This is a genomic window from Kitasatospora sp. NPDC098652 (assembly GCF_044760155.1).
GTDB lineage: Bacteria > Actinomycetota > Actinomycetes > Streptomycetales > Streptomycetaceae > Kitasatospora.
On the sequence record NZ_JBIWAQ010000001.1, the window covers coordinates 759,100 to 777,200 of the forward strand.

13 protein-coding genes are annotated in these 18,101 nt (G+C 74.2%); 9 read left to right on the forward strand and 4 right to left on the reverse strand.

Annotated elements, in window-relative coordinates; translation table 11 throughout:
* Positions 1-190: 190 nt before the first annotated feature.
* The 5 genes from ACIQWA_RS03360 to ACIQWA_RS03380 all read left to right on the forward strand — a co-directional run bounded on the left by ACIQWA_RS03360 (position 191) and on the right by ACIQWA_RS03380 (position 6,798).
* Positions 191-1,714 (forward strand): peptidoglycan DD-metalloendopeptidase family protein, encoded by a 1,524-nt coding sequence (locus tag ACIQWA_RS03360; protein WP_402477483.1) that lies wholly within the window; start codon positions 191-193, stop codon positions 1,712-1,714.
* An 11-nt stretch (positions 1,715-1,725) separates the two neighbouring features.
* On the forward strand, positions 1,726-3,195 hold the full coding sequence (locus tag ACIQWA_RS03365; protein ID WP_402477486.1) for a hypothetical protein: 1,470 nt from the start codon (positions 1,726-1,728) through the stop codon (positions 3,193-3,195).
* Between the two features lie 207 nt (positions 3,196-3,402).
* Positions 3,403-4,176: a serine/threonine protein kinase gene (locus ACIQWA_RS03370; protein ID WP_360236576.1), complete on the forward strand. Its 774-nt coding sequence runs from the start codon at positions 3,403-3,405 to the stop codon at positions 4,174-4,176.
* A 14-nt stretch (positions 4,177-4,190) separates the two neighbouring features.
* On the forward strand, positions 4,191-5,555 hold the full coding sequence (locus ACIQWA_RS03375; protein WP_402477489.1) for a serine/threonine-protein kinase: 1,365 nt from the start codon (positions 4,191-4,193) through the stop codon (positions 5,553-5,555).
* A gap of 187 nt (positions 5,556-5,742) precedes the next feature.
* Positions 5,743-6,798 carry a BTAD domain-containing putative transcriptional regulator gene (locus ACIQWA_RS03380; RefSeq protein WP_402477492.1) on the forward strand — a complete coding sequence of 352 codons (1,056 nt, stop codon included), beginning with the start codon at positions 5,743-5,745 and terminating at the stop codon, positions 6,796-6,798.
* 84 nt (positions 6,799-6,882) lie between these two features.
* On the opposite strand, the gene ACIQWA_RS03385 is transcribed toward ACIQWA_RS03380, so the two are convergent.
* The 4 genes from ACIQWA_RS03385 to ACIQWA_RS03400 all read right to left on the reverse strand — a co-directional run bounded on the left by ACIQWA_RS03385 (position 6,883) and on the right by ACIQWA_RS03400 (position 13,140).
* Positions 6,883-7,992: an alpha/beta hydrolase gene (locus ACIQWA_RS03385; protein WP_402477494.1), complete on the reverse strand. Its 1,110-nt coding sequence runs from the start codon at positions 7,990-7,992 to the stop codon at positions 6,883-6,885.
* Between the two features lie 76 nt (positions 7,993-8,068).
* A complete protein-coding gene (locus ACIQWA_RS03390) occupies positions 8,069-10,552 on the reverse strand; it encodes a penicillin acylase family protein (protein ID WP_402477497.1) in 2,484 nt (827 codons plus the stop codon).
* A 262-nt stretch (positions 10,553-10,814) separates the two neighbouring features.
* On the reverse strand, positions 10,815-11,489 hold the full coding sequence (locus ACIQWA_RS03395; RefSeq protein ID WP_360236561.1) for a cutinase family protein: 675 nt from the start codon (positions 11,487-11,489) through the stop codon (positions 10,815-10,817).
* Between the two features lie 559 nt (positions 11,490-12,048).
* Positions 12,049-13,140, reverse strand: coding sequence for a LuxR C-terminal-related transcriptional regulator (locus ACIQWA_RS03400; protein ID WP_402477501.1), 1,092 nt, complete (start codon positions 13,138-13,140; stop codon positions 12,049-12,051).
* A 453-nt stretch (positions 13,141-13,593) separates the two neighbouring features.
* Here ACIQWA_RS03400 and ACIQWA_RS03405 point away from each other — a divergent pair, with 453 nt between their 5' ends.
* Genes ACIQWA_RS03405 through ACIQWA_RS03420 form a run of 4 tightly spaced genes read left to right on the forward strand, consistent with a single transcriptional unit; the run spans position 13,594 to position 18,055 of the window.
* Complete coding sequence (locus tag ACIQWA_RS03405; protein WP_402477503.1) at positions 13,594-14,715, forward strand: hypothetical protein; 1,122 nt, start codon at positions 13,594-13,596, stop codon at positions 14,713-14,715.
* Between the two features lie 6 nt (positions 14,716-14,721).
* Positions 14,722-15,522, forward strand: coding sequence for a class I SAM-dependent methyltransferase (locus ACIQWA_RS03410; protein ID WP_402477506.1), 801 nt, complete (start codon positions 14,722-14,724; stop codon positions 15,520-15,522).
* Positions 15,519-16,736 carry a cytochrome P450 gene (locus tag ACIQWA_RS03415; protein ID WP_402477509.1) on the forward strand — a complete coding sequence of 406 codons (1,218 nt, stop codon included), beginning with the start codon at positions 15,519-15,521 and terminating at the stop codon, positions 16,734-16,736. Before ACIQWA_RS03410 ends, ACIQWA_RS03415 begins: the two co-directional genes overlap by 4 nt.
* Entirely contained in the window at positions 16,733-18,055 is a 1,323-nt protein-coding gene (locus tag ACIQWA_RS03420) for an MFS transporter (protein ID WP_402477511.1), read from the forward strand. The genes ACIQWA_RS03415 and ACIQWA_RS03420 overlap by 4 nt, the downstream gene beginning before the upstream one ends.
* Positions 18,056-18,101: the final 46 nt, after the last annotated feature.

Here is an 18,101-nt window from a genome sequence, read left to right on the forward strand (position 1 = left end):
CGCGCGCGCCGGGGCAGTGTCGGTGGGGTCGGGTGGTGGTGTCAGTCCGGATGGTTCCGGGTTCCCGGGTGGGTGGCGGGTGGTTAGCGTGCCCCGGGCGGTCCGGAGGGGCCGCTGTCACGCGTCTTCAGGAGGTCGGGATGACCGCGCACCACCCCAGTCGTAGGGCTCGCCGCCGCCGGTGCCAGGCATGAGGGGCGGACCGGTGCTGGGTTCCGTTCCGCGGCTGGCGCTGGCCGCGGCCGCGCTGCTGCTGCCGGTCGCCGTACCGGCCGCGCCCGCCGGGGCCGCGCCGGTGGCGGTCGCCGGGTTCGCGGCGTCCTGCCCGGCCCGCGGCCAGATCTCCCAGGGCTACACCCCGGAGCACAACGGCATCGACATCGCCAACGACTACGGCACCCCGATCTACGCGGTGGGTGACGGCGAGGTGACGGCCTCCGGACCGGCGCAGGGCTACGGCCAGTGGATCCGCATCCTGCACCCGGACGGGACCATCACCGAGTACGGGCACATGCGCGAGCGGGACGTGGCCGTCGGCGAGCACGTGACGGCGGGCCAGCAGATCGCGTTGATGGGCAGCGAGGGCGAGGCCAGCGGCCCGCACCTGCACCTGCGGGTCTGGGCCGACGCCAACGCGACCGTGCGCACCGACCCCGTTCCCTACCTCGCAGACCGCGGCATCACCATGCCCTGCCGACCGGGGACCGGTCCGCGTCCGGCGCCGTTGGTGTACCCGGCGCCGTCCGGGAAGGTGGTGTCGGCGCGCGGGGCGGACGGTCGGCTGGAGGTCTTCGCGGCCGGGGCCAACGGTGTCTCGCACGCCTGGCAGACGGTGGTGAACGGCGCCTGGTCGGACTGGGAGTCCCTCGGCGGACCGGGCGGCGCCGAGCTGGCGATCGGGCCGGACGCGGACGGCCGGCTGGAGATGTTCGCCCTCAACGGCAGCACCCTCCAGCACCGTTACCAGCTCGCTCCGTCCGGTGCCTGGTCGGGTTGGGAGGCGTTCGGGGGCGGCGGCCACGACCTCGCCGTCGGCGCCAACCAGGACGGGCGGTTGGAGGTCTTCGCGTCGGGTTCGGTGGGGCTCTTCCACAAGTACCAGACGGCACCCAACAGCGGCTGGTCGGACTGGGAGTCGGCGGGCGGCGGACCGGCCGACAGCGAAGTCCGGCTCGGCAAGGCCCCCGACGGCCGACTGGAGGTCTTCGCGCTCAACAGCAACACCTTCCAGCACCAGTGGCAGACCACCCCCAGCGGCGCCTGGTCGACCTGGGAGACCTTCGGCGGCGGCGGACGCGCCCTCACCGTCGACCACAACGAGGACGGACGCCTCGAAGTCCTCGCCTCCGGCCCGGCCGGCGTCTTCCACAAGTACCAGACCAACCCCACCACCTGGTCCGGCTGGGAGCCCACGGGCGGACCGGCCGACTCCCGGCTGACCAGCCAGCCGACGGCGGACGGCCGCGTCGAGGTCTTCGGCATCAACGGCAGTACCGCGCAGCACATCTGGCAGACCGGGCTGAACGCCCCGTACGGCCAGTGGGACACCTTCGGCGGCGGCGGCACGGGTATCACCGCCGCGACCAACGCCGACGGCCGGATCGAGGTCTTCGGGACCAGCAGCGCCGGCGTCTACCACAAGTGGCAGACCGGCTTCTCCACCTGGTCCGACTGGGCCTGGCTCAACACCACCGCCGGCCCCGCCGTCAACTGAGGAGACCTCACGTGACCAGCACACCACGCGCCCGACGGGCGCCCCACCGCGTCCTGCTGTCCGCGGTCGCCGCCCTGGGGGTGGCGGCGGGCCTGACGGCGGGCGCCACGCCCGCGCCGGCCGCCACCGGCATCGACCTGTGCGCCGAGGTCGGCTACAACGCAGGCTTCCGGGGCGACGCCCTGGTGACCGCGATCGCCGTCGGCATGGCCGAGTCCAGCTGCAACCCCTCGGCGTCCAACGTCCAGAACAACACCCCGCCGTCCCGCGACCGCGGCCTGTGGGAGATCAACGACTACTGGCACCCCGAGGTCAGCGACGCCTGCGCCTTCGACGCCCAGTGCAACGCCAACGCGGCCTACCGCATCTCCAACGGCGGTACCAACTGGCAGCCCTGGTCGACGTACAACCAGCGCGCGCACGAGCGCTACCTGGGTGCGGCGCAGGCCGCCGCGGACCGGCTCGGCCACCACGACCCGGGGCCGGCGCCGTTGGTGTACCCGGCGAAGTCCGGGAAGGTGGTGTCGGCGCGCGGGGCGGACGGCCGGCTAGAGGTCTTCGCGGCCGGGGCCAACGGTGTCTCGCACGCCTGGCAGACGGTGGTGAACGGCGCCTGGTCGGACTGGGAGTCCCTCGGCGGACCGGGCGGCGCCGAATTGGCGATCGGGCCGGACGCGGACGGGCGGCTGGAGATGTTCGCCCTCAACGGCAGCACCCTCCAGCACCGTTACCAGCTCGCCCCGTCCGGCGCCTGGTCGGGTTGGGAGGCGTTCGGGGGCGGCGGCCACGACCTCGCCGTCGGCGCCAACCAGGACGGGCGGTTGGAGGTCTTCGCCTCGGGTTCGGTGGGGCTCTTCCACAAGTACCAGACGGCACCCAACAGCGGCTGGTCGGACTGGGAACCGGCGGGCGGCGGACCGGCCGACAGCGAAGTCCGGCTCGGCAAGGCCCCGGACGGCCGACTGGAGGTCTTCGCGCTCAACAGCAACACCTTCCAGCACCAGTGGCAGACCACTCCCAGCGGCGCCTGGTCAACCTGGGAGACCTTCGGCGGCGGCGGACGCGCCCTCACCGTCGACCACAACGAGGACGGACGCCTCGAAGTCCTCGCCTCCGGACCGGCCGGCGTCTTCCACAAGTACCAGACCAACCCCACCACCTGGTCCGGCTGGGAGGCCGCCGGTGGACCGGCCGACTCCCGGATCACCAGTGAGCGCTCCCCGGACGGCCGGGTGGAGGCGTTCGCCATCAACGGCAGCACCGCGCAGCACATCTGGCAGACCGGCGTGAACGCGCCCTACGGCCAGTGGGACGGCTTCGGCGGCGGCGGCACCGAGATCTTCGCCGCCGCCAACGCCGACGGCCGGATCGAGGTCTTCGGCGCCAGCAGCGCCGGCGTCTACCACAAGTGGCAGACCGGCTTCTCCACCTGGTCCGACTGGGCCTGGCTGAACACCACCGCCGGCCCCGCCGTGGGCTGACACCACCGGCTCTCCCCCGCCCGCGGATCGGCAGGAACGGCCTGCCGGTCCGCGCCGACCGTCCCGCTCACCGAACGCCCCGACCTCGCCGTCACGTGGCCTGCACCACCATTCTGTTTATTGTCATGCTCAAGGAGGTAACGTTCCGTCCGTCAGGGCTACGGTCGGTGTGCGGTACGGGACAGCAGTGTGCGGGACGGGGGAACGGTGAGTGGGATTCTCGTCCACCTGCCGGAGGGGAACGGCGACGAGGCGGTGACCCTGCGGCTCGGGCCGGGGGAGCGGGCGCGTTTCGGGCGGGGCTCGGTCGGTACGCCGGTGGAGCTCCGGCTCGGCGACGAGACGGTCTCCCGGCTGGCCGGGGAGATCCACGCGACCGACGACCACTGGCAGTTGAGCAACCTCAGCAACACCCACGCCTACCTGGTGGAGAACCCGGAGGGCGCCGGTGAGTACCTGCGGGTGCCGCCGCGGCGGATCGGCGCGCCGATCCCCTTCGAGTTCTCCCGGGTGGTGCTGCCCTCCCGGCGTGAAACCCCGCTGTCCTTCCAGGTGTTCGCGCCCGACCACGTCTACCTCGACCCGCACGCCCGCGGCGGCTCCTGGGAGAGCCGCACCATGACGGCGTACTCGCTGGACGAGACGGCCACCTACTTCCTGGTGCTGGTCGCGCTCTGCGAGCCGTGGCTGCGCGACCTCTCCCCCGCCGCCGTGCCCACCACCCCCCAGGTGGTCGCGCGGCTGCGCAGCCACCCCGCCTGCGGCCGGCTCACGGCGCGCGCGGTCAGCTCCCACCTCGACTACCTCGCCGACGAGAAGCTCCGCGTCGAGCTGCCCGACGGCGCGGCGCGCCCGGACCGCCGCAGCGGCAAGCGCGAGGCCGTCGTCGGGCTGGCGTTGAAGTTCGGCATCGTCCGCGAGGAGCACCTCGCGCTGCTGCCGCGCCCCGAGGCGCCGGGCCCGGACGGTCGGGAACGGTAGGGAGGGCAGCGAGCATGCACGATCCGGCCTTCTGCGGGGACGGCGAGGACCTGCTGCCACCCGGTCACCGGGTCGGCGGGTGGACCGTGACGGGGCTCATCGGCGAGGGCGGCTGGGCGACCGTCTACGCCGCGCGCCGGAGCGGAACGAACGAGGTCACGGACACAGCTGCGGTCACCGACTCGGACGGCAGCGTCGCGCTCAAGGTGCTGCCGACCGCCGGGCTCGCGCCCCGGCAGGCCCGCAGCGTCGCCGAGGCCGCCCGGCGCGAGGTCGAGTTGGCCCGGACCGCGCCGCACCCGCGGCTGGTCCCGCTACTCGACACCCTCACCCTGACCGCCCCCGACCACCCCGCACTGGACGGCGCGATCGTCCTGGTCATGGAGCGCGCGCAGTGCACCCTGCGCCAACTGCTCGCCGGCGGCGTCGACGAGGACCGGGGCGGCCGGATCGTGGCCGGCATCTGCGAGGGCCTGGCCCACCTGCACCGCTCCGGCTGGGTGCACACCGACCTCAAGCCCGAGAACGTCCTGATCGGCCGGGACGGCGAGGTCCGCCTCTCCGACTTCGGCCTCGCCATCGAGCTCACCGGCACCCACGGCCACTGCGCCCCGATGGGCACCCCCGACTACCTCCCGCCGGAGCGGTGGAAGGAGCCGCTCGGCGAGCAGGGTGTCAAGATCCGTACCACCGCGGACATCTGGGCGCTCGGCATCGTGATCCACGAGGTGTTCGCCGCGGGCGTCCCGCCCTTCCCCGGCGCCACCCCGACCGCGCGCAGCGCCGCCGTCCAGCAGTACGCCGAGGGCCGCGCCGCGCTGCGCCTGGCCTCCGAAGTCCCGCCGTTCTGGCGCGAGCTGGCCGCCGACTGCCTCGCCCCGACCCACGCCGCCCGCGCCCCGCACACCGCGGAGAGCCTGCTGGCCCGGATCCGTGACCACCGGTCCGGCCGCCGGCCGCGCCGGGGCCGCCGCCCGCGGCTGCGCGCGGCCCTGCTCGCGCTGGTCGCCGCCGCGACGGCCGCCGGTTCCGCCGCGGCGCTCTGGCCGCGCTCCGAGCCGCCCGGGCACCCGGGCCGGATCCGGGTCTTCAACGCCGAGCGCAGCTGCCAGGACCGCGCCGACCGCGACCCCGGGTGCAGCCTCGGCCTGGCCGTCGACCCGCTGCGCCCGTACACGGCCGGCAACGTCGTCCCCACCCGCGTCTGGCACGGCGACACCCTCGACGCCGACTGCCAGCTCGCCACCGGCCTGCCGATCGTGGACGAGGAGGACCGCGCCTCCACCCTCTGGTACCGGGTCCACCTCCCCGGCACCCCCACCGCCTGGCTCCCGGCCGTCCGGACCAAGGATCGCCCGACCCTCCTCGACTGCCGCTGAGCACCGCGGTGCGCCGGGGCCGTCCAGGGTACCGGGGCCGTCCGGCGCGCCACTCCGGATCGTTCCGGATTCCGGGGCCGTGCTGCGCGCTACTCCGGATCGTTCCGGATTCCGGGCCCGGCGGGCCCGCCACTACCTTGTCGACGGCGCCGACCGGACCGGCCGGCGCGGAGTGCAGGGAGCAGGGATGTCGACGACCGCCACCACCACCCGGCCGAGCACCGCCGAACTCGGGGACCAGGAGCGCGCGGTGCTCCGGGCGGTCGGCTGCGGCCTGAGAGACGACGAGATCGCGGCCGACCTCGCCGTCCCCGAGGAGGTGGTGGCCGGAGTCCTGGCGCGGGTCCTCGGGAAGCTCGGGCTGCGCGACCGGGCCGCCGCCATCGTGCACGCCTTCGACTGCGGGCTGGTCGCGCCCGGCCGCGGCCCCCGAACACTGGTGCCCACGTCGGGGCGGGTGCCCGGGCCGGGGCCACGCGGCGCCGGGGTCGCGACGGGCGCTCCGAAGGTGCGGATCTCGGTGCTCGGGCCGCTCCGGGCGCAGCACGACGGGAGGGACCTGGACCTGGGGCACCTGCGTCAGCAGGCCGTACTGGCGGCGCTGGCGCTGCACCGGGGACGGACCGTCAGCCAGCAGGAGCTGCTGGACGGCGTGTGGGGGTCGGAGCCGCCGGTCACCAACGTGGTGCCGGTGCACGTGTACCGGCTGCGCAAGGCCCTGCGCCGCGGGGACTGTCCGGCCTCGGTGATCGAGCGCGACCGGTACGGCTACCGCCTGGTCGCCGCGGCGACCGAGGTGGACCTGGCCCGGATGGAGGAACTGGTCACCGCTGCCGGGACGGCGCACCGGGCGGGTGACCTGCCCGAGGCGGTCCGGCTCTGTTCCCGGGCGCTGGACCTGTTCGGCGGGGAGCCGCTGGCCGGGCTGCCGGGCCCGCTCGCCGAAATGGAGCGGCTGCGGCTGACCGAGCGCAGGATCACTCTCGCCCAGCGGCGCTCGGAGTGGCGGCTCCGACTGGGGCAGTACACCGGGGCGATCACGGAGCTGATGGCGCTGTCCGCGGAGCACCCGCTGAACGAGCCGGTGGCGGCGATGCTGATGGGCGCGCTGTTCCGTGGCGGTCGGCAGGCCGACGCGCTGGCCGTGTTCGACCGCACCCGGCGCAGGCTCGCGGACGAGCTGGGGGTTCCGCCGAGCCCGGTGCTGCGGCGGACGCAGCGGCTGATCCTGCGCGGGGCCTGAGGCCCACCCGGGCTGGCCTACCCGGGCCGGCCCGGCCGGGGCTACCCGGCCGGGCCGGCAGGACTCAGCAGGGGCCAGCGGGGCTCAGGACGCGAAGGCCCGTTCCAGCCGGGGGATCAGGTCCCGGAGGTCCTGTTCCCAGCAGTAGGCGTTGTGGCCGCCGTTGCACTGGCTCCCCCAGGCGGAGCCGTCGCCGTAGTCGACGTAGTAGTAGGGCATGCCGAGGGCGTCCATGCGGTCCTTGACGTGCTTGGACGCGCCCTCCAGCCAGAACTCCGGTTCGGTGGCCACCCCGCGGCCGTTGCCGACGTAGACGGAGACGCCGACGCCGGCGAGCTTGTCCATGTGCTGGGACGGGTCGGCCGCGTTCCACCGCCAGTCCGCGTTGAACACCGGGTAGGGGGTGCCGAACAGGGCGTCGCTGTCCACGGCGGGCTTGTAGGGGTCGTTGTTCGGGTCGCACGCCCCGGACGAGGAGCCGCAGATCACGCCCTGGGCGTCGACGAGGGAGGCGACCACGGCCAGCCGGAGGTCCATGGAGTCCACCGACAGGTCGATGTCGCCCGACAGCGAGGCGGTCTGGCTGAACAGGTCGGGGCGGTCCTGGGCGTAGTGGAAGGCGCCGAACCCGCCCATGGAGACCCCGGCGACGGCCCGGCCCTTCTTGGTGGCGACGGTGCGCAAGTTCGCGTCGATGAACGGGATCACCTGGTTGAGGTGGAAGTTCTCCCAGTTCTGGGCGCCGAGCTGGGTGTTCTGGTTGAGCCAGTTCGCGTACCAGCCGCGGGCGCCGCCGTCCGGGATGACGGTGATCATCGCGTTGGACGTGGTCAGTGCCGGGTAGTTCTGCTGGATCGGGTCGTCGGGCGAGCCGTGCAGGAAGTACAGCACCGGGTAGCGCCGGGTCGGGTCGTCGTAGTAGCCGCTCGGCAGGATGATCTTGATGTGGTGCTTGCCGGTGACCTCGGGCGTGGTCACGGTGAGGTAGAAGTTCGTGGGGCCGCCCACGCTCTGGTCGACCTGGGTCAGGCCGTACCCGTCCGTCATCCGCGGCGGTACCCCGGCGCCGACGGCGGCGGCCTGGGCCGGAGCGGCCGAAGCGGCAGGAGCCGCCGTGGTGGCCGTCCCGAGGATGCCGACGACGGCGGCCAGCAGGGCCGCCAGCCTTCGCCGGCGGTACGGTGTCCTCGTCATGGTGTTCCCCCTCGTGGGTGTGGTCGTGGGTGGCGTCGTTGGTGGCGTCGCGGTCGTCGTCGTGCGCTCAGCGGACTCAGTCAAGGACCTTGACCTCCAGGGCCGGTGAGGCCGCGATCTGCTCCTCGGTGTAGCGCTCCGGCACCCACTGGCCGGTCGAGAACAGCTTGGTCTGGTCCGCGTAGTGCGGCGAGTTCGGGTTGGCGGACTGGGAGTAGGCCAGCACCGAGGCGGCCTGCGGCGGCCCGTCGGCGGTGAACCGGGTCTCCTGGATGAAGCTGGAGCCGAAGGTGATGTCGAACTTGCCGTCGACCGAGCCGGGCGTGACCACGTTCAGCACCCCCGTTTCGTGGATAGCGCCGGGGACGGGGATCTGCTCGCCGTTGCGGGTGACCTTCTGGACGTCCGAGAGCCGCGCGTCCAGCGGGATGCCGGCGTTGCGCAGGGAGAGCACGGCCCGGGCGACCGAGTTGCGGACGGCGTCGTTGCCGGCGTCCAGCGAATTGGGCGTGTGCACCGGGTCCTTGGGGTCGAAGGGCACCCGCCAGGGCAGCTTCTCGATCGCCTGCCCGCCGCCCAGGAGGAACCAGACGTTCTCGAACAGCCAGGAACCCCGGCTGTCCGGGGTGAACTTGTGGTTCCAGGCGGCCAGGATCGGACACGCCTCGCTGATGTTGACCAGGTTGCCGTCCACCAGCACGAGCCCGAACGGCGCGCCCTGGCAGGCGCTCACCGTGGCGTTGAGGGCCAGGTCGGCCGCCCTGCTGTTGTCGGCGAACAGCAGTTGCCGCATGGTCTCCGGGGTGAAGCCCCGGCCCGGCAGGCCGTCGGTGCCGTTGATCCGGTTCTGCGCGGTCAGGATCAGCTCCTGGGTGCGCAGCGACCGGGGCGCCGCGGTGTCGCCCATCACCCGGGGGAAGGACAGCGGCTGCTCGGGGTTGGCCAGCCAGGCGCTGTCGTTGGCGTTGCCCACGAAGTCGGAGCGGATCAGCCGCGGTTGCTTGTGCGGGTCCATCAGCCCCGGCGCGACGGCGTTCGGGTCGTTCGGCCAGTCGCACTCGCTGCGTTTGCCGTCGAAGATCGAGACCGGCGGCACGTTGGGCAGCCGCAGCGACTGGTTGAACAGGATCTGGCCGGTCAGGGTGAGGCAGGACCGCGCGTGGTCGTCGGTGATGTTCGGGGTGGCCTGGATGTCCGCGTAGAGCGCGTTGCCCTTGCGGTCCGAGGCGACGGTGTTGAAGAAGGGGACGCCCTCGGTGGTCTCCAGGGCGTTCACCACCTCGTTGACGTCCTTGGCCTGGTCGAGGTGGAACCAGGTGTTCAGCGCCCGCAGGTTGTCCATGTTGGCGTCCCGCACCGCGTGGGCGCTGACGATCCAGGGCAGCGGCTGGCCCATGACCGAGGTGGTGATCGGGCCGTAGCGGGTGGCCCAGAGGGTCCTGGTGACCCGGCCGACGGAGCCGTCCGGGTTCAGCACGTCGACCCCGACCTGCTGCGAGGTCATCGGCGTCCAGACGCCGTCCACCAGGTAGTTGGTGGGGTGCAGCAGGTCCACCTGGACGTCGAACAGCCCGAACGGGGCGACGGTGGCGACGGTGTGGCTCCAGGCGACGTCGTCGTTGTGCCCGATGTTCACGGCGGGCAGGCCGAGCAGGCTGGCCCCGGAGACGTTGAAGCGGCCCGGGATGGTCAGTTGGGCCTGCCACATCCGGTTCTTGCCCTGCCAGGGGAAGTGCGGGTTGGCCAGCAGCATGCTGGTGCCTCCGGACACCCCCTGGGCGCCCACCGCCAGGGCGTTGCTGCCCATGCTGCCCTGCTGCCGGGCGGCGGCCATCGCCTCGCGGATCCGGTTGCCGGTCTCCTCGGGGGAGGGCTGGGGCGCCGCGGCCGGCTGGGCGGCGCCGGGCTGGGCGGCGACCGACGCGCCCGGGGGTGCGGCGTTGACCTCGCCGTCCACCAGCGGGTCGGCGCTGCCCATGATGATCTCGGCGTGGGCGTGCCGGTAGACGTCCAGCTCGGTGATCGGCCGCACCCAGGCGGCGCCGCGGCAGGCCGGGTCGGAGATGTTGCCGACGCCGGTCTCGGCCAGGTAGCGGTTGTAGCCCCGGACGTAGCCGCGGATGGCCTCCTTGACCTCCGGCTCCGGGCCCTTGGGCGCGGGCTGGTCGATCAGCCCCTCCACCACCCGGTTGTCGTTGATCCGCTGGAAGTAGAGGTCGCTGTTGAGGTTGGTGGTGCTGTTCTGGTTCTGGCCGGGGCTGGCCTTGCCGTTCGGGCCCAGGTAGCGGGAGCGCTGGGCGTTGACCATCAGGTAGGTGTCGGCCAGGGTGCAGATGTTGTCCTTGGCGGCGGCGTAGCCGTAGCCCTCCCCCAGGCCCGCCAGGTCGGCGGCGATGATGTGCGGGATGCCGTACTCGGTGTAGCGGATCGTCGGTTTGTCCGGTGCCCCGGCGGTGGCCGAGCCGCCGGCCGGTGGTCCGGCGGCCACCGTCGTGCCCATCAGTGCCGCTGCGGCCAAGACCACCACCGGTAGCCTCGCTGTGAGTCCCCTCCGCGCCATCGGGCCGTCCCTTCCCTGTCATCCGAGGGTTTTGTCCGTACGCGGCCACGCTAGGGAGGGGCGATGACAGACCGATGACGGGGGCGGCACCCCCGCGTCCGCCCCCGTGACTGCCCCCGCGTCCGCCCCCCGTGACCGCTCGGCGGCCGACCCCGCGGGCCCGCCCCCGCAGACGGCTCACCACCTGCCGGTGGCCGGGCGGTGCCCGGTCACTGACAGGTGGTGAGGCAGCCGGTTGCGGGCCCGGCGGGGTACGGGGCGGCTACCAGCTCGCCGGGTACCAGGCGCCGTTGTACCACTGCTCGTTGGCGCCGTCGTTGTGGTGATCCATGTTGAAGTCTTCGGGGTAGTTCTTGACGTGGTTGTTCGGGTAGGTCCAGATGCCGGCGGACTCGTCGCAGACGTAGTCCCAGTGGCAGATCGTCTTGACCGGCACGTTGCCGAAGAACCGGTCGGCCCCCGCCAGCGGGGCGCCGATGATGCCGCCGAACGGCACGGCCCCGCCGTTGGCCCCGGGCGGGCCCTGGCGCTTGGGGTCGGCGACCAGGATGGCGTTGACGTTGCCGAAGGTCTGCCAGTTCTCGGTCACCCAGACGTGCACCACGCCGGCGCCCAGCGAGTACCCGGCCATCTTGACGTGCTGGTCGGGACAGGCCGCCCGCTGGTCGCGGACCAGCCGGTTCAGCTCGTTGACGCCCGCCCGGGTGCTCGCGCCGTTGGGGATCTGGGTCGGGTAGCCGACGTGCTGCTGGATGTTGCCGTAGAAGCCGTCGTTGTTCCAGGAGCTGCCGGTGCCCCCGACGACGATCGTGTAGGTGCCCTCGCACGGGGCGGCCACGCGCGTGGTCGCCCCCTGCGCCGTGGCGCCTTGGGCCGCCGTCAGGCCCACCGTCATCAGGAGTCCGGCGGCCGCGGCCGCGATCCGTCGTGCTTGCATGTGCGTTCCTCCCCACGAGGTCGGCCCACCCGCCCGCGCGGTTGCGGTGCGCGGTGGGCCCAGATCACCGGAGGACCATCGCAGCGGGCGATGACAGACCGATGAAGCCGATCGTCCGGGGGACGCCGCCGCTGGTCAGGGGCGGCGGGCCGGGCGGCGGCGCGGGGTGCCGAAGGCGCGCAGGAAGGTGTCGACGCCGGTGCGGACGGCGGTGGCGAGGTCGGCGGGGGCGACGGGCCGGGTGCCGAGGGCGGAGAGGCCGGGGAGGTTGCCGCCGCGGCGATGGCGTCGATGCCCGCCTGCGCGTAGCCCTCGCGCGTGAACACCTTGACCGCGGCGTCCAGGATGGCGCTGCGCTTGTCGATCCGGCCACGGCCCGCCGACGCGACGGCCCTCGCGGCAACCCCGACCCGTCCCCGGCGGCCCCGCCGCCGTCCGCGCCTCGGAGAGAAGCCCCGCCATGCGACCGCACCCCGACGCCCTGCCGACCCCCGTGGGCTGACCCGCCATCGCCTGCTCACCGCCTCCCCCGTCGGCGTGTTCCGGTGAGCAGCACCGGTCAGCAGGCCGCTTCCTGGGGCGCCCCGTCGCCCGGGGCCGTCGAGCGGCGGATCAGGCCCGCTTCGATCGCCTTGACCCCGGCCTGGAAGCGGCTGGAGACGTCCAGTTCGTCCATCATCTCGGCGATGTGGCGGCGGCAGGTCCGGACCGAGATGCTCAGCCGGCGGGAGATCAGGTCGTCCTTGGCGCCCGCGGCGAGCATCCGCAGGATCGCGCGCTTGATCTCCTCGCCCGCGATGCCGCAGCGGGGCGTGCCGGGGCCGTCGGGGCTGGCGGGGCCGTCGGGCTCGAAGGGCAGGGCGGCGGACCAGGCCTGTTCGAGGGAGCGGTAGAGGAAGTCGACGGTGGAGGGCTCGCGCAGGACGACCGCGCCGTCGGGCCCGGAGCAGCTGGGGATGAACGCGGTCTCGCGGTCGAGGACGAGGATGCGGTCGGCGATCTCCTCGCAGGTGCGGATCCGGCCGCCGGCCCGGGTGAGCCGTTCGAGCAGCTCGCGCCGGCGGGCGCTGGTCCTGACCGGGTGCTGGAAGAGCAGGCGCAGGCGGACGCCGCGGGCCAGCAGCGCGAGTTGCTCGGGCAGTGCACCCTCGAGCTCCTGCTCGGAGATGACGCCGGGGTGGGCGCCGAAGACCTCGACCGAGCAGCGGCGGAAGGCCTCGCCCAGCAGCGAGCGGACCCGGCCCGCGCCGTCGATGACGTCGACCGCCTCCCGGCGGTTGCGCCGCTGACGGCTCTCGAAGTAGAGCGACTTGAGCGACAGCACCTGGGATTCGAGGTCCGACGCCAACTGCTCCAGGCCGGCGATCTCCTGCTTGATGGGGGTGACCAGCTGGGCGGCCGCCGAGTCGGGACTGGCCGGGGTCAGTGCGCCGGGGTCGTCGGGGGCCGGGGTGAGCAGCCTCAGCTCCCTGAGGACGGCCAGCCCGAGCTCGACCTCGGCGGGGGTGGCGCGCAGCTCCTCGAGCAGCTCGGGCTGGTCCGCCTCGGAGATCCGGCCGCGCTCCAGGGCCGAGCCGTAGATCGATACGGCGATCGGGCTCAGCTGCACGGAACTGGTCTTCGCGGAGCTGGTGTCGTCCAGGTACGTCATATCCTTTTGGGAGATTTCCACCACAATCCACACGCCTCACCGTCGATCAACAGCGACGCTCCACCGGACACCCTAACCCGCCCTGTCGTCATGAGCATGGAAAATTGGCCGGCCGTTTCCGGACCGGCCCGGACGGAAACGGAATGCCGACACCGGAATTGATGATTCGGTGGTCCCGCGAGCGGCATTTCCACACAGGCCGTACCGGAATTCGCCCCACCCGCGGACACCCCGTACGGACCCCCGCCGACACCCGCGGTCGGCGCGGTCCGCGCGGGCAAGCCTGCCGTGCAGGTTCCTGCCGCACCCCCTCGATGGACGCGGCGGCGCGGCCGGGCCGAAGCTTGGCCGGAGCCGTACCCGTGGCGCCCCGTCCGGTGCCGCGGGGCGCAGGAGCGTCGGAGGCGGGGGCCGGTCGCACGCCGCCCCCTCATGAAGGACGCCCCGCACCGCATGCCCGACAAGCAGCAGCCGATGCCGGTCACCGTGCTGCCCGGCCTCGCCGTCCTCGGCCCCGGCGGCGCCCGGCCGGGCGAGTGGCACGAGGAACTGGTCAGACGGGTCGCGCTGTGGCACCGCGCCGACGGAGCGCCGGGCCCGGCGGCGCGGCCCGGCAGGGGCCCGGGCACCGCCGGGGCCCCGCTGCGCGAGACCGTCAGGGAGCTGCTCGCCCGCTCCCCGCAGGACGGCGCCGCGGTCGTGCACCGGGCGAGCCGCTCGGTCAGCCGGGTCACCCTGGCGGGCCCGGGCCGCCCACAGTGGAGCGGGATCCGCACGCTCGGCGACCGGCTGACGGACACCCGGGCCGACCCCGAGGACCTGCTGCGCAGCGCGGCCCCGCTGCTCGAACCGTGGAGCGGCCTGCTCGTCACGACCCGCCGGCTGCTGGACCGCCGGGGCCCGCTCGACCGGCGCCCGCACCTCCACCACGTCCTGGACGGCCTGCGGTCGCTGGCCCCCGCGCCCTACCCCGGCTGCGGGCCCGCCCCGCCCGGCCCCAGCGTGGGCGCGGCGGGGCCGAGCGAGCGCCACTGGCTGCTCGACGGCGCCCTCGCCCTGCTCTCCCGACGGGCGGCCGTCCGGCGGGTGGTCGAGGCGGGGGTGCCGGGGAGCGGGCGGGGCGTGGTGGTCGGCCGGATCCCCGGCCTGCCCGGGGGATGGCGGATCGTCCGCCTCCTCGACCGGGCGTCCGGGGCGCCGCCGACGGCGGCCTGGGGTGCCGACGCCTGCGGGGCGCTGCGCCATGCGAGGGCCGCGGCGGCGACCCGGGCGGGCCGGTCTGGCTCGCTTAGCGGCCCGTCCTCGAACTCCCGCCCGCGGGGCGGCGGAATCGACGGAAGTAGCTGCCATGCAGTTTGCTGCCGCATTCGCGGCGTTGTCGGACGGTTCGGCGCGATGGATAGTTTCTGCGTCGTCAGCGGAAAGGGGGCTCGACATGAGCTACGACCACTGAAACCCGGAGACCCGTTGAATGCACGACCACAGGAAAAGCGCGGGTGTTGGCCGACGGCTGATGAGCCGACGGCCAACACCTTTTTCCGGCCTGCGCACCGCCCCGATTCCAGAAGGAACTGATCCAGAGTGGAAGAGCCCACCGGCGGCGACGCGCTCGCCGCGCCGGATCCGTACGACGTCATGGCCTACTACTACGACCTCTTCGCCCGGGCCGACGCCGCCGGCCACCAGACCTCGCCGAACGCTGACGCGTTCGCCGGGCCGGCCCGCGCCGGTGACGTGGTGCTCGACTTCGGCTCCGGCACCGGCACCCTGGCCCTGCGGCTGGCCGAACTCGGCTGCACCGTGCACTGCTTCGAGCCCTCGCGCGGGATGCGCGCGGTCCACCTCGCCAAGCTGTCCGCCCGGCCCGAGCTCGCCGCGCGGACGGTGCTGCTCCCGGCCGGGGCGACCGGCCTGCCCAGCGGTGTGGACTACGCGCTGTGCGCCGGGGTGCTGCAGTGCCTCGACGGCCCGGACCGGCGCAAGCTGTTCGCGGGCCTGGCGGGCGCCGTCCGGCCGGGCGGGCTGCTCGCCCTCGACATGCTCACCGACGGCCGGCCGAGCACCTGGGAGCTGCGGACGGCCGCGGAGACCACGGTGGCCGGGGTGGAGTACCGGCTGCGCACCTCCTCGGAGGCGCTCACCGACTCCACCATGCGGCGCCGGGCCGAGTACACGGCGAGCCTGGACGGCCGGATCGTCCACCAGGAGACCGTCTCCCGGGTGCTGTTCACGGTGCCGCGACCCGCCGTCCACCGGGAGCTCGCCGAGGCGGGCTTCGCGCTCCTCGACCCGCCGCCCGGCGTGCCGGAGGACTTCGCGCTGGCCCGGCGCTCGGGCGGCCCGGGCGCCGTCGACCGTCCGCCGACGGGAGCGGCCCGGTGACCGGGGAGCCCGACGGGGAACTCTTCGCCCCGCTCAGCCCCGCCATGCTGGCCGACCCGCGCCCGGTCTACGCCCGGCTGCGCGCCGAGGACCCGGTCCACTGGCACGAACAGCTCGGCGTGTGGGTGCTCACCCGGCACGAGGACTGCCTCCGGGTGGTCAAGGACACCGGGACCTTCGGCTCCGACCTGCGCAAGTCCGGCCGGGACGTCCCCTGGCAGCGGCTCAGCATGCAGACCCTCGACCCGCCCGAGCACACCGAGCTGCGCAAGCCGGTACTGGCCGCGCTCCGCTCGGTCGACCTGGACCGCTGGACCGAGCAGGTCCGGCGCACGGCCGAGGAGTTGGTCGCCGGGCTCGGCGACCGACCGGCGGACGTGATCACCGAACTCGCCGAGCCGCTGTCGCTGTCCGCCACCTGCCTGCTGTTCGGCGCCCCGCCGCCGGTCCAGGACGCCGAGTTCCGCGCGGCCTCCCGCGCGCTGGTCCTCGGCATGGACGGGGGTCTCGCACCGGAGCGGATCGAACCGGGCCTGGCCGCCCGCGTGCTGCTCAACGACCTCGTCGACGGCTGGTTCCGGGCCGAGTACACCGACGGCATGATGGCCGGGCTCACCGCCGCCCGGCGCGAGGTGCCCGCCCAACACCTGGTCAACACGGCCCGGGCGCTGTTCCACGCCGGCTACACCTCGACCACCAGCCTGATCGGGAACGCCCTGCTCGGGCTGGACCGGCACGGCGCGCTCAGCGGAGCGAACCTGCGCAAGGCCGACTCCGCCACCGTCAACGAGCTGCTCCGGCTGGACGGTCCGGTGCAGGCGAGCGGCCGGGCCGTCAACACCGACGTGGACCTGGGCGGCCGACGGCTGCGCCGCGGCGAGGTGGTGCTGGCGGTGTTCGGCGCGGCCGACCACGACCCGGCCGTCTTCCCCGAGCCCGGCCGGGCCGACTTCGGACGCGACCCCAATCCGCACCTGGGGTTCGGCCGGGGCGTGCACGCCTGCCTGGGCAACCACCTGGCCGTCCGGATCGTGCAGGCGCTGTTCCACGCGCTCGGCGACCGGTACGAGGAGCTGCGGATCGTCGGGGAGCCGGTGCGACGGCCCAGCGCGACCCTGCGCGGCCTCCAGCAGCTGCTGGTGACGGGCGCCGACCGGGATCCGGCGGGCGAGCGGGAGCCTGCGGGCGGTCGGAGGCCGGGGGCGCGGCCGTGACCCGTGCCGCGGGCGCGCCCCCACCGGCACCGGCCGCCGAGCGGGTCGGCTACCGGCAGCTGCTCGCGGTGGCCCCGTACCGGGTGCTGCTGTGCGGCTACGGGCTGGGCACGGTGGCCGAGAGCCTGCGCGCGGTCGCCCTCTCCGTGCTGGTGCTGACGGCCACCGGCTCCACCGTCCTCGGTGCGCTCGCCTACGGGATCTCCTTCATCCCCCAGGTGATCGGGTCCGGACTGTTCGGCAACGTCGCGGACCGGGTGCAGCCGGCCCGGCTGATCGGCCTCGGCTACCTGCTGGAGGGCGCCACCGCCGTCGTGCTGGTGCTGGTCGCGCTGCCCTACTGGGCCGTGCTCGCCCTGGTCGCGGCGGTGGCCGCCACCACGCCGGTGAGCCAGGGCGCCACCGGCCGGGCGGTGGCCGAGGTGCTGCCGGGCGCCGCGTACGTGCCCGGCCGCTCGCTGCTCAATGTGGTGTCCTCCGGCGCCCAGTTGCTGGGGCTGGGCTGCGGCGGCCTGGCGGTCGCGGCCCTGGGCGCCCGCCGGGCGCTGCTGGTCACCGCGCTCGCGCACCTGGCGGCCGGGCTGTGGGTGGCGGCCCGGCTCGGCCCGCTGCCACTCCCGGCGCCCCGCCCGGCGAGCGGCCGGCGCTCCGGCGTGGGCGGCAGGCGCTCCGGCGTGGGCCGCAGGCGCTCGACCGTGGGCGGCAGTTGGGCGGAGAACGGACGGCTGCTGGCGGACCGGCGGGTCCGGCTGCTGCTGCTGGTGCGCTGGCTGCCGCCGGCCTTCGCCACCGGAGCGGAGAGCCTGGTCCTGCCGTACGTGCGGGACCGGGGGCTGTCGACCGGCACCGGCGGGGTGCTGCTCGCCTGCCTGCCGGTCGGCATGCTGGTGGGCAACACCGTGCTGGGACGGTTCGTCCGCACCGGCACGGTGGAGCGTTCGGTGCTGCCGCTGCTCGCCGTGCTCGGCGCACCCCTGCTGGCCTTCGCGGTCCCCGGCCTACCGGTGGCGCTCGGCGGGGTGCTGCTGGTCGCGGTGGGCGTGGGGTTCTGCTACTCCCTGGGCCTGCAACGGCCGTTCCTGGCGGCGGTTCCGGAGCGTTCCCGGGGGCAGGCCTTCGGGCTGCAGTCGACCGGACTGATGACGGCCCAGGGCCTCAGCCCGGTCGCGGCCGGGCTGATCGCCGAGGCGATGACGACCGGTCGCTCCGTCGCCGTCATGGGAGTCCTGGTGCTGGCCACCGCCGGGCTGTTCGCCCGGCGGCTGCCCGCCCTCGTCACGGCGCCCCCGGCGGGCGCCACCCCCCTGACCGCCTCCTGACCGCCCCCGCGCAGCTCTGCCCCAGCCCCCGCGCGACTCGGCCCCG